The 12,393-nt window shown below is 55.3% G+C and carries 12 protein-coding genes and 1 pseudogene; 5 read left to right on the top strand and 8 right to left on the bottom strand.

Features of this window, described 5'->3' with window-relative positions:
* Positions 1-98 precede the first annotated feature (98 nt).
* The 7 genes from HGT1_RS02115 to HGT1_RS02145 are packed head-to-tail and all read right to left on the bottom strand — an operon-like array spanning position 99 to position 6,030.
* On the bottom strand, positions 99-623 hold the full coding sequence (locus HGT1_RS02115) for an NADPH-dependent FMN reductase (RefSeq protein WP_176248342.1): 525 nt from the start codon (positions 621-623) through the stop codon (positions 99-101).
* Positions 624-643: 20 nt separating this feature from the next.
* Entirely contained in the window at positions 644-1,957 is a 1,314-nt protein-coding gene (locus HGT1_RS02120) for a TRAP transporter large permease (RefSeq protein ID WP_176248343.1), read from the bottom strand.
* Entirely contained in the window at positions 1,954-2,523 is a 570-nt protein-coding gene (locus tag HGT1_RS02125; protein WP_255200066.1) for a TRAP transporter small permease subunit, read from the bottom strand. Before HGT1_RS02125 ends, HGT1_RS02120 begins: the two co-directional genes overlap by 4 nt.
* 12 nt (positions 2,524-2,535) lie before the next feature.
* On the bottom strand, positions 2,536-3,606 hold the full coding sequence (locus HGT1_RS02130) for a C4-dicarboxylate TRAP transporter substrate-binding protein (RefSeq protein WP_176248344.1): 1,071 nt from the start codon (positions 3,604-3,606) through the stop codon (positions 2,536-2,538).
* A 19-nt stretch (positions 3,607-3,625) separates the two neighbouring features.
* A complete protein-coding gene (locus tag HGT1_RS02135) occupies positions 3,626-4,030 on the bottom strand; it encodes a YciI family protein (protein ID WP_176248345.1) in 405 nt (134 codons plus the stop codon).
* Positions 4,031-4,061: 31 nt separating this feature from the next.
* A complete protein-coding gene (locus HGT1_RS02140) occupies positions 4,062-5,210 on the bottom strand; it encodes a CaiB/BaiF CoA-transferase family protein (RefSeq protein ID WP_176248346.1) in 1,149 nt (382 codons plus the stop codon).
* 10 nt (positions 5,211-5,220) lie between these two features.
* Entirely contained in the window at positions 5,221-6,030 is an 810-nt protein-coding gene (locus tag HGT1_RS02145; RefSeq protein ID WP_176248347.1) for a citryl-CoA lyase, read from the bottom strand.
* Positions 6,031-6,189: 159 nt separating this feature from the next.
* Here HGT1_RS02145 and HGT1_RS02150 point away from each other — a divergent pair, with 159 nt between their 5' ends.
* The 5 genes and pseudogenes from HGT1_RS02150 to HGT1_RS02170 form a co-directional block, all read left to right on the top strand.
* Complete coding sequence (locus HGT1_RS02150; protein ID WP_176248348.1) at positions 6,190-7,050, top strand: IclR family transcriptional regulator C-terminal domain-containing protein; 861 nt, start codon at positions 6,190-6,192, stop codon at positions 7,048-7,050.
* A gap of 27 nt (positions 7,051-7,077) precedes the next feature.
* On the top strand, positions 7,078-8,589 hold the full coding sequence (locus HGT1_RS02155) for an amidohydrolase family protein (protein ID WP_176248349.1): 1,512 nt from the start codon (positions 7,078-7,080) through the stop codon (positions 8,587-8,589).
* A 90-nt stretch (positions 8,590-8,679) separates the two neighbouring features.
* Positions 8,680-9,540, top strand: a complete 861-nt coding sequence (locus tag HGT1_RS02160) for an extradiol ring-cleavage dioxygenase (protein ID WP_176248350.1) — start codon at positions 8,680-8,682, stop codon at positions 9,538-9,540.
* Positions 9,537-9,902, top strand: a complete 366-nt coding sequence (locus tag HGT1_RS02165) for a hypothetical protein (RefSeq protein WP_176248351.1) — start codon at positions 9,537-9,539, stop codon at positions 9,900-9,902. Before HGT1_RS02160 ends, HGT1_RS02165 begins: the two co-directional genes overlap by 4 nt.
* Positions 9,903-10,082: 180 nt before the next feature.
* Positions 10,083-11,017, top strand: a pseudogene (locus tag HGT1_RS02170) (IS3 family transposase); the annotation flags it as partial.
* A gap of 166 nt (positions 11,018-11,183) precedes the next feature.
* Here HGT1_RS02170 and HGT1_RS02175 read toward each other — a convergent pair.
* Positions 11,184-12,248 carry a hypothetical protein gene (locus HGT1_RS02175; protein ID WP_176248352.1) on the bottom strand — a complete coding sequence of 355 codons (1,065 nt, stop codon included), beginning with the start codon at positions 12,246-12,248 and terminating at the stop codon, positions 11,184-11,186.
* Between the last annotated feature and the right edge of the window lie 145 nt (positions 12,249-12,393).

The following is a 12,393-nucleotide window of genomic DNA, read 5'->3' on the forward strand; positions in this document are numbered from 1 at the left end:
CGATTTTGCTCTGACAGTGCCCATATGTAAGCTCCTGAAATGTTCTGTGGGCAATTCGTTTGTGGGCTGCAAGGCTCGGCTGGCCCCGCCAGCGCGGGTCAGAGATTTTTCAGAAAACCACGAATATTCTCTTCGGCAAAATCAAGAATGGCAGTGTCGTTCAGCTTGCCGGCGTCGACCTTTGCATTGGCCATGGGAACAACGACCTCTTTGCATGTATAGGTTTCTGCAAGCATGCCGTTGAGGATATACTTCAGGTGGGATTGCGCGCGCACCCCACCCAACGCACCACCGGATACGGAAATGACAAAGCATTTCTTGCCCTTGAACACAGATTCAAACGCGGGCCGCGACGCCCAGTCGATCGCGTTCTTGAGAACGCCAGGAACGCTGTAATTATATTCAGGCGTAACGAACACAAGACCATCGGCATCATGTATTTGCTTGATCAAACCAGTCGCCGCAGGCACGTCGCCCAGATCTGCATTGTAGTGCGGCAGCCCACCGATGTCGGCGAAGCTGCAGGTCACATCAGACCCAAGCCGGTCAACAAGCGCGCGTGCCGCAGCTTTAGAAGCAGAGGCTGCCCGCAGGCTTCCGACCACGAAAAGTAGATTGGTCATGGGTGATCTTCTCTATTTGTTTACAGACGGGCGAGCCACGTCGCGATTGAAGGGAAAGCAATGATCAGCGCCAGCGAGACGAGCATGGCGATAACGAAAGGAAACGCCCCACGAAAGATTTGGCCGACTTTAAGGTCAGGGTCATCCATAGCGGATTTGATCGTGTAGACGGACAATCCAAAGGGCGGGGTCAGAAGTCCGATCTCAACGGCGACAACTGTCAGCACGCCAAACCAGATCAGGTCGAACCCGGCGGCATTGGCCACGGGCAAGGCAATCGGCAGCATGATCAACATGATCGAGATCGAGTCGATCAGACAACCCAGCGCGATGATGATCAGCAGATACAGAATGAGAAAGCCAAATGGACCAACCGGGCCAGACAGAAAGAATTCCGCCAGTTCGCGCGGCACGCCAGACAAAGCCAGCATGCGGCTAAAGAAGGTCGCGGCCATGATCAAAAGCAGGACAGATACGGTGATTTGACCGGTTTCGACCAACAGCTTCCAAAGCGTGCCATTCCCAAGCGACTTGCGCAGCAATGCGATGACCAGCGCGCCGAAGGCACCCGCTGCACCAGCCTCGGTTGGGTTAAAGAACCCGCCGTATAAACCACCCAACACCAGCATCATCAGACTGACGATGGGTATCGACTTTCGGACAATTTCGCCTCCGGTAATATCGTGGAATTCGATCGTGTCCTCAGTGTTGGCAAACACAAAGTTCTTTTGGGTCTTCGCCAACAAAATGATCGTTGCTGAAAACAAAACCGCCAGCAAAAGGCCCGGCCCAATCCCGGCGAGGAACATCCGCCCGACCGATTCTTCGGCCAGTACCGCGTAGACAATCATCAACAGCGAAGGCGGGATCATCATGCCCAACACTGAGGAACCGGCGACAACGCCAGTTGCGAATTTCTTGGTGTATCCGTGTCGCGTCATTTCTGGCACCGCCACACGGCTAAAGACGGTTGCGGATGCAATGGAAATGCCGGTGATCGAGGCGAACACAGCATTGGCAAAGACAGTGGCAATACCAAGTCCAGCAGTCACGCGCTTTAGCAAGCGTTCAAAAACGTCAAAGGTATCCTTACCGACCCCCGACACCGTCACAAGCAGCCCCATAAGAACAAACAGGGGCACGACGGCAAAGAGATATTCTTGCAGTGAATCGTTGGCCACCGCACCGATCATCCGTGTCGCAACGGCTTCATTCCGGATCAAGGCAACGCCTGCAAAAGACACAAGCAGCATCCCGATACCGATGGGTAGCCCGATGTAGATCAACAGGATCAACGCGCCAATGGCGTATATCCCAATTTCAATAGGGGTCATTGGGGGTCAGCTCCTGTGTCGGACGTCCGCAGGTTGCTTGCGGCCCGCACGATGAATTCAATTGCAGCCACGGTCACGCCCAACAGGATCATTGCGCGGAATGGCCACGTCGGCAGTGTCGCGATACCGGTGACACCGATAAATTCGCCAGAGCTGAAATCTTTTTCGAAAATTCGCAGTGTTGACCACGCGATCAGGCCAAGCATGGCGGCACCAACAAAATCAAACAGAGCGGCAATCAAACGGCCCGATTTGGGAAAGCGGCGCTTGAAAGGTGGCAGAAAAATCTCGGTCCGCGCTAGCCTGTCGGCCCGCACTGTCGTGGCAAGTTGCAGATAAACGATCATCACCAGAACCAATGCCCCAAGTTCCGACACCAATGGCAAGGATGCGCCAAGCAGGTTGCGGAATACGATATCGGCGCAGATAATGATCATCAGAACACCGATCATCAGCGTTCCTAAGACCGCGAGGCCTTCCACGACGAATGCCCAAATGCGGGCAATACCGTGGCTGCCGTGCCCACGCGATACGCGGGCACTGTCTGGTTTGTTTTCAGTTTTCACAGGTCTGGACCGTTACTTGTCCCAGTCACGCGCAGGGGTTTCACCCGCAGCACGCAACCCGTCCATGTACTCTGACAAAAAGGCGGTACCGGGCGCGCCCTGCTCATCGACAGCAGCAGCCCATTCGCCAGCTAGGTCAGGCAGCATGTCCACCCAAGCCTGACGTTCGCCAGAAGGCATTTGGACGATCGTCACTGGTGGCGATTGCTCGGCACCATTTTCAACCATCAGATTCATCATCAACTCGTGACGATCCACCATGTCCTGTCCGTGGCTTTCTGTGTAGTAGGCACCGGCCTCGATCATCGCATTCTGTACTGCTTCTGGCAGGCCATCCCATGTGTCGCGGTTGATTGCGACAGCACCCGAGAACGCCGCACCGGCGTCGAAGCGGTTGATGTAAGGTGCGACCTCATAAAGCTTGATCGGCATCGCCCCAAGCGCCAACGTCAAAGCCCCGTCAGATACACCTGTCTGAACATCCGTGTAGAATGTTGTCAGCGCACCATCGACAGCGTTGGCACCCGTGCCACGCAGCCAGCTACCCAGAACACCGGGGGCAGAAAGCTTCATCCCGTTGATGTCGGCAATACCTGTCAGTGGTTCTTTGGTGTAGATGTCATATAGGTCCGTTGCGGTCAGGCCCAGAACCTTGAGGTTGTGATCTTCCCACTCAGCGCGGAAGGCGTCGTTTGTTTCAAACAGGCTTTCCATAACGTCCAGCAAGACGGGCGGGTTGGCTGTGGCAAACGGTGTATTGGTCGATACTTGGCTCAGTGGAAGCTTTGCCGCTTCCAAGAACGAGAACACCCAGCCTACGTCAGTGATGCCTTCTTCAACAGAACTCAGCGTTGCGTTGGCTTTATACAGCGTGCCGCCAAAGGCTTCGTTCCATGCGATTTCATATTCACCGCTTTCAGCAAGGATTTCATCCGTGCGCGCCATGAAATGCGTTTGGATCATGCCAACCCATGGCACAACGGTTGGGTGGCTGGACGCCACTGTGATATCAATCGTCTCTTGCGCCAGCAAAGCCGCAGGAAAGGCGATCACCGCCGTCATTGTTCCTAGAAAAGTCTTCATCGTATTCCTCCCTCGATGTTCAGTTGATTTCAAAAGTCTGTGTTGAGTAGTCGAGACGCACGCTTATTGACCCTTCGTTGATCATCCACGGGCGGACCGTGAAAGTGCGTGCGCCGCATTGATGCATGGGGTCGCGTTCTGCGATGGCGATGGCCTCCGCGCGCGATGCGGCGCGTATGACGACCATGCCTTCGCCCTCCCAATGGTCTTCGTCGTCGGTCCACAAGGGCCCTGCCGCATACATGATGCCGTCTTTTTCAAGCCCGACCTGAAAGGCAAGATGCGCCTCAAGATTGGCAAAAACCGCGCCCAGCCCGTCTGTTGGCGTCGTAAAGATCGCGTAAAGCTGCTTTTGCAGCATCGCACTGCTGGCTTCACGCACGGCGGCGGCTGGTACGGCTTTGGGGTTGTCCACGTCACTCATGTTGTTGCTCCTCCCTTGTAGCCCAATGGTGTCAGCTGGCTTTGCGCGCGCTGTTCAGTTCGGCCCTGATTTCATCGCCGTGCTCATCAAGCGTCGGCGGCGGCAGAACCTCATATTCGGGCGTGTCATCAAAGCTGTAAGGCGGGCGCACCGTGGTAAAGCTGCCCATCTCGGCGTGCTCGGAAGTGACCGCGATGCGCAGATGCTTTGCTTGTGGGTCTTCAAGTGCCTCATCCGCGTCATAAGCCGGTGAATGCGGGACCTCTGCTGCCTCAAAGCGGGCACACCATGTGTCGCGCGTCTCAGCCTTGAAGATCGGCGTCAAAATCTCGATCATCTCGTCTTGATGTTTGATCCGCTCAAGACGTTCAGCAAATCGTGGATCTTCTTTCAGCGCCTCTTGCCCTGTCGCAGACAAGAACCCTTCCCAGAACTTGGTCGGCGAAGACATGTGAATGGCGACCCATTTGCCGTCGCTGCATTCGAAGGTGTAACTTTGGGACACAACCGGGCGCGACAGTGGGCCCATGACTTCACCCGCTGAATAGTGGTGCGTAAAGCTGTCGAGGTTGAAATGCGCCATCGCTTCCAACATCGAGATATCCAACCTGCGGCCCTTGCCCGAGACGCCACGTTCGACCAAGGCCGCCATAATGCCCATTGCGGCGTATTGGCCAGTCACGGCATCGGCAATCGCAGGGCCGATAACCCGTGGATTTTTGGGCGGCGTAAGCAGACGCAAATACCCGCTCGCGGCCTGTGCAACAGTGTCATAAGCAGGGCGGTCGCGGTATGGACCAGACTTGCCAAATCCTGAAATCGCGCAATAGATCAGAGTTGGATTGATCTTGCGCAGATCCTCTCCTCCAGCACCCAGTTTTTCCGCCACACCGGGGCGGAAATTCTGGATGAACACATCCGCCGAGGCGATCAGATCATGAAACGTCGCCAGGTCGTCGGACAGCTTTGTATCCAGCGCGATCGATCGCTTGTTACGGTTATACGTCTGGTAATGCGGTGAATAGAGCCCGCCTTTGAACGCACGGAACGGATCACCGGAACCGGGTCTTTCAACCTTGATGACATCGGCACCAAGATCGGCCAAATGCATCGAGGCTGCAGGACCGGTAATGTATGTTCCCATCTCGATGACGCGGATATTTTTCAGAATTTTGACCATAATGCCCGCCTCAGGATGTTGAATTTGAAGGTTTTGACGTCTCACCATCGTAGGAAATCGCCACATCGGCCTGATGCGACATGATGAACCCGATGGACCGCAGTGATTCTTCGTAAAGATGGGCTGCCAGACCGGCGGTGCGCGCCAATAGTGGCACCGCTTTCAGGGCCTCCAACGGCCAACCTGCATCCAGAATGACCGCCGGTATCGCACCGGACACATTGATTGGCAGCGGTCTGTTGATGATGCCGGGTGCGTGTTTGGCCAGCGCACGAAGCGTTTCAATATATCTCCCTGTCACACCCAGATCATCTGCAATATCCAGCAATTTGATGGCACGCGGGTCACCGTCGCTGTGTTGGGGGTGGCCAAGGCCGGGGACTTTCTTGCGCTGCGCCTTGAGCTCGTTAAGGCATGCGATTGCCGCTGTCTCAAGGTCGGTGCCGTCGGCATCTGCCTTTGCCATGACCTGCGCCAGATATTGCCCAGAAACCTCGGTGCTGCCCGCCACAACAGAACCCATGCCCAGCAGACCTGCGGCCATAGCGCCCTGCCATGCCTCGGGGCCTGCGGCCAACGTCATGCGCGCCGCCTGAACGCTAGGGACCAACCCGTGTTCCGCAATCGCGACAAGACAAGCATCAAGCATCTTGCGTTGCGCAGATGATGGCTTTTGACCGATCACCAGCAGCCAAAAGTAGTCACTGAAATCAATCTGACCGATCAAATCGTCACACAGGTCATACCCCCGCACCGTGATCGAATCGACGTCCGATGTCGCGATTGCTGTTAAAGCCTGATCCTGTTTGCCAATTCGCATATTGTGTCCTTTTTCGCATACCGAAAATATTTTCTCTTGCCGAAACAATTGCAGCGAATTAAGGTTTCGTCAAGCTTCATGTTTCCTGCCAACATCACGGCACTTCATTGAAACAAAAACGGGAGGCAAAGATGACGGCGAATTTGAACAAGGTGCTGCATGCTTGAGCTTGGAAAAAATCAGGATCCGGCAGCGTCTAAGCCAACGCAGAAGCGCAACAAAAACGAGCTTGAAAGACCAGCCGAATTTGTCGAGGCGCTTGCAAAAGGCCTTGCTATTATTGAAAGTTTTGATGTCTCCAGCCCCGAAATGACCCTCAGCGAAATTGCGCGGAAGGTCGGCCTAAGCCCAGCGGCTGCGCGACGGAGTCTGATCACGCTCAAGACGCTTGGCTATGTCGGGCAAAACAACAAACGCTTTCACCTTCGCCCCAAGATCATGACCTTGGGATCAGCGTTCTACTATTCAGCGCGAATCGATGAAGTGCTCCAGCCATTCCTGCGAGATTTGGTGGCAAGGTTCGGCGATGCCTCTTCTGTTGGCACGCTCGATGGCAAGGACGTGATCTATATTGCCCACAGTTCTGTTCAGCGCGCGCGCCGTGCCGCAGCGGTCGTTGGTGCCCGTTACCCGGCCTACGCGACATCGCTTGGTCGCGTCTTGCTTGCCGGTCTTCCAGACGCTGAACTTGATGCCTATTTTGACGACCTTGTCATTGCGCCGCTCACATCCAAGACAATCACCGATCCAACCGCATTACGTGCAGAAATTGATGCCGCGCGCGCGGCGCATTATTCAACGACAGTAGATCAGCTTGACTATGGGATCACCGCGCTGGCCGTCCCGATACGCGCGGTGGATGGCCGGACAATCGCTGCCCTCAATACATCAGGCTACAGCGGCATCATTGATGCCGACTATTTGATCAACGAACGGCTACCGCAAATGCGCGCCGTAGCATCCAGCATTGCTGAGACCCTCACGCGCTATCCCGCGCTTGCATCGGTCATCGGACAATAGAAGGTCTTTCAGGAGGGAAAACCAAACATGTGTAGACTTTGCGATCCGCAAAAACCCCAGTTGCCCTGCCCCACGCGGCGCGACTTTCTTAAGGCAAGCGCCGTCGCGGGCGTCGCTGGCACAGCCGGTATTTCAATCGCGGGCACGGCCCACGCGCAACAAGCTGCTGCTTCAACATTGCCCGAAGGCGTCGGAACACCCGGTCGGCGTGTACTGATCAAAGGCGGTGCTGTCATGTCGATGGACGACGCCGTGGGCAACTTTGCCGTGGGTGATGTCTTGATTGACGGCAAGAATATTATTGCCGTGGGTGCCAATATCGATGCGCCCGACGCGGCCGTGATTAATGCGGCAGGCAAGGTCGTCATGCCCGGGTTTGTTGACACACACCACCACCAGTTCGAAACCGCCCTGCGCAGCCAACTGTCCAACGGTATTCTTGTCAACGATGGCCGCCCTGCAAATGCATCCAATTATTACGAGACGATCCTGCAGGGATTTTCCATGCATTATCGTCCCGAGGACGTCTATATCAATGAACTGTTTGGCGGCATCTCGCAGCTTGATGCTGGCGTCACAACCGTCATGGATGTCAGCCAGATCCACCATTCGCCAGAACATTCAGACGCGGCCATCGAGGGCCTGCGCGATGCGGGTCGTCGCGGTGTCTTTGGCTATTTCGAAGGTTGGGGCGATCGCGCCAAATATCCGGGGGATGCTGCGCGCATCAAAGAACAGTACTTTTCATCCGACGACCAACTGACAACAATGGTCATGGGCGGCGAAATATACCTTCCCGGATACGAAGAAGCGTGGAAAATCGGCCGCGAATTGAGCCTGCCGATTGCACTGCATGTGGTCGGAACGTTTGGTATGCAACCAACCTTTGACGAACTGGGCGCTGCTGGCATGTTCGGCGAAGACAATATTTTCATCCACATGACCGGAATGTCTGATGAAGGTTGGAAGTACGCTCAGGACGCCGGTGCGCACATCTCACTTTCGGTCCCGATTGAGATGCACATGCGCCACGGCACGCCGCCGATCCAGAAGGCCATCGACATGGGAATGTCCACGTCATTGTCGACGGACGTGGAATGCACCATGACGGCTGATTTCTTTACCCAGATGCGCGGCTTGATCACGCTGCAACGCATGATTGCCAACGAAAAGGCGCTGTCAGGTCAGGAATATCCAGAACTGATGCAGTGCATGCAAGCCATTCGCCATGCCACGATGGGCGGCGCTGAAGGGCTGAAGCTGGATCGCAAGATCGGGTCACTGACGCCGGGCAAAGAGGCAGACATCATCCTGCTGGATGCCGAAGCTATCAATGTTGCACCGCTGAACAATGTCCCCGGTGCCGTTGTGACCCTGATGGAGCGTAGCAACGTCGATACAGTTATGGTCGCCGGTCAGGTGAAGAAATGGAAAGGCCAGATTCTGGGCTTTGACATCGAACGCCTGCGCGGCGAGTTGGAAGCAAGCCGCGACTATCTGTTCGAAGCCGCTGGCGTCGAACGCGACCTTTTCGCCTAAAGCATGACCTATATCCCCGCAGCAACATGCTGCGGGATCACCTTATGAACAGGCCCGACCGGGCCACCCGATTGATGAAGGAGTGATAATTTGGCTCAATTAGTTGCCACCTTGGCCTCGACCCACCACCCGTTTTACCTCAAGGCGACAACTGCGCCGCCCGCGGAGCAGCCACCCTTTGCGCCAGAGTGGAAGCGCAAGATCGAAGCCTACCGTGAAACGCTGGAACGCACGAAGCCTGATATTCTGGTGATGATCGGCTCGGACCACTTCCACCAGATTTTTCTGGACAACTGCCCGCAGTTCCTGATCGGCAAAGCGCCACGCTATGACGCGACATTCTATAATGAAGAACGCGAATTCGGCATTCCGAAATACGTGCTGGAAGGCGACGAAGACATGTCCGGCTTCATGCACCAGAACCTGATGGATCAGGACTTTGACTTGGCATTCTCCAACGAGCTGAAGATCGACCATTCGATCATCTGCCCTATCATTACCGTACGCCCCGACAATGACCTGCCGGTGGTGCCGATATACACAAACATTTTCGCCCCACCGCTGCCGTCGCCAAAGCGCTTTTATGAACTGGGTCGGGCAATTCGCAAAGCAATTGACGCCTACCCTTCGGACAAACGCATTGCGGCCATCGGCACGGGGCATCTTTCATTGGAACTTGGCGGACCGCGCCAGTTCATGGAAACCGGACCCGACCCCGAATTCGATCTTCAAGCGATCGAGTGGCTGCGCAACGGCGACATTGATGCGATCCTTGCCAATGTCGATCACGAAAGCATGGCCAAAAGCGGCAACGCGACCCACGGCTTCCTGAACTTCATTCTGATGTTGGGTGTGGCCGGACCCGAAGGCGCGGATTACGTCGACAACTATGATCTGTTCCACACGATGGAAGCCTACTTTACTTGGTATCCCAAGGAGACCGCAGCATGAGCAAGTATTACGTCAACAAATTCCTATTTACCGTAGATCGGGACCCCGAATACCTTAAGCGGTACACCGAAGACCCGCGCAATTTCGTCGCAACATGGGAACAGTCAATTGGACCAAGGCTAAGCGATGCAGAGATGTCCACTGTCAACGGGTTTACACCGGAAGAACGCGAAGCACTGATCAACCACGACTATGTGGCACTGTTTGAAATGGGCGCGCATTTCTTCCTGAACCTGACGATCTTCATCGGGATCTATGATGAGCCATATATGGAAAAAAGCGGACCGCTGGCGTTTCAAAAAGAGTTCGCAGCCAAATTGCAGCATTGGGTTGGTAAGGATTATCCATCTGTCGCGACATGAACTAACCCTTTGAAGACAAATATTAGTCTTTCCCAAACTATGGGGCCACTGGGACGTGATCCTTGCGGCAGCATGACTTCCACCGATTGGCGCAAATGGTGCTGTCAGACAAATGCGAACCAGTCTCTGTTCTTCAGCAACCTCAATCTGTCAGGCTGCGCAGAGACCGCGCCACTCGGCCAGAGCAGCGGCGCGGTTCTTCGCGAGCCAAAAGCCGTGAGGTTCAGGTTTGTGGAAGAGCACCGAGATCAGTTTCCGACAGAGCGCTTGTGTCATGCTATGGAGGTCAGCGCGCGCGGATTGCGGGCTTTCCGCAGTCGGCCAGCCAGCCGCAGGCAGCGATCGGATCTTGTTGCGTTGGCGCATATCAAGGAACAGTCACGCCTCAGTCTGGGCAGCTACGGACGCCCACGGATGACCGAAGAGCTGAAGGAGATCGGATTGGATATCGGTCACCGCCGTGTTGGCCGTTTGATGCGCCAGAACGGCATATCGGTGGTGCGAACGCGCAAACATAAAGTCACAACGGATAGCAACCACAAGTTCAACATTGCACCAAACCTGCTAGATCGCGACTTTGTGGCTGAGCGCCCGAACCAGAAATGGGCTGGTGACATCAGTTACGTCTGGACAGGTGACGGGTGGCTGTATTTGGCCGTGATCCTGGACCTGCATTCCCGACGCGTTATCGGCTGGGCCGTTAGCAATCGCATGAAACGCGATCTGGCGATCCGGGCGTTAAAAATGGCTATAGCATTCTGCTCACCGCCCAAAGGCTGCGTCCATCACACAGATCGTGGGTCGCAATATTGCTCTCACGACTATCAGAAGATCCTGCGCCAACACGGGTTCACCGTGTCCATGAGCGGCAAAGGGAATTGTTATGATAATGCCGCCCCCTCCCGGCAGCATGCTTTGCATGCGCCTGCCGGGCAATGGTCGAGACGTTCTTCAAAACCATCAAGGCTGAACTGATCTGGCGGAGGTCATGGGAAACACGGCGGCAGGCTGAAATGGCGATCTTCGACTACATCAACGGCTTCTACAAACCGCGCTGCCGCCACTCAGCACTGGGCTGGAAAAGCCCCGTCGCTTTCGAACGGAAAGTGGCTTGAACGAGCGCTTGGGGCGGCACAAAAGCGCGACAGGTCCACACGGTCCAAAGGAGACATGTAATTACAACAGACTATGCTGCGGTACGGTCCGTCAAACCGGACATTCACTTAAGCAAAATATAAGGGCCGTAAGTCAACCCATCGAAGAGGCAAACGGTTGTCGCTACTATTCGGATGGTGCGAACTGGATTCTCTGATCAGGGAATGCGTCACGAAGGTTTTTCATTGCCTGAAGCCAATTTGATCCGCCCCACTGATTAATAAAAGCGTAAGTGCAATTCTCGAAGTGGAGGAGTTCCTCATCGCCACAGAAAAACCGGGTGCGATCAAAACTACGTCCCATCTTTTGCCGCTTTTCTTGTGCAAGGAGATAGAATTCGTTCGCACTCACTTCGCCATTGACTGAAACGAGAGCACGATCAATAGACCGCCCAAGGTGTTCTGCAACCTTCTTCGGGGCGACGCCTTGCTCGACGAGGTAGCGGAACGTTTGATAGATGGCATGCCGCTTGCGCAACCCAGATATCTTACGTTCACCGAGAATTATATCGTAGCTGGTCCAGTCTCGGGTGTCCGAGCGCGCCTCTCGCTCCTTACGCTTCTTCTTGGTTACTCGGACCTGGTATTCCGCCATCTCCGGGAGCGGGATGATCTGCTGGACATCCACGAAAACTCGACTGTCGTATTTGTAAGGCTGGAGCCGCACACATCGGATGTCGATACCGCGCTCGATGAGCCAAAGAACCGATGTCGTCAATTCGAGAGCGAACTCGGCTGAGGCCAGAACGATCCGAACGTCTTGGGCGAACGCATCCTCGTCAGGCTCTTCCCACCCGAGGAAATCGAGCAACTCAGCTCGCGCATCGGTATCGGAATTGCCGATCTGTGCCTGATAATGATCGAAGACGTCGGCGGCCTGATCAAAGGTCATGGTCGAGACCATCGCGGCATAGCGGATCGCCTGGAGTTCCATATGGCCGCCATCTTCCGTTCGCTTGAGCTCGATCACAACGAGGTTCGCATCGCGGTCGATGCCGAGGAGGTCGATGCGCCGACGCGATTCGTCCCAGTCTCCGAACTCCTCCGCGATCACCAGCGTGTCGGGTGCGACGACTGAGATGTTCGCTCGGAGAAGACGCTGAAGATCTCGCCGCTCCTGCATCTGCATTTGGCTGAATGTGGTCTTGATCAGAGGACGAATTTCTTCTGTGGCAAACTCGTAGATTGGCATTTGCAATTCTTACCTTTCTGGGTTCACCACCATTCAATCGCAGCGCAAGCCGACGGGCAAGCGCCATCGGCACTCGCGGCCCAAACCTGCCCTTCGCCAGTCAGAGCGATGCTGCGACGCAGCCAGTCAAAGCGGCCATTCGTGA

The organism is Sulfitobacter sp. HGT1, from assembly GCF_013282155.1.
In the GTDB taxonomy this organism is placed as follows: Bacteria; Pseudomonadota; Alphaproteobacteria; order Rhodobacterales; family Rhodobacteraceae; genus Sulfitobacter.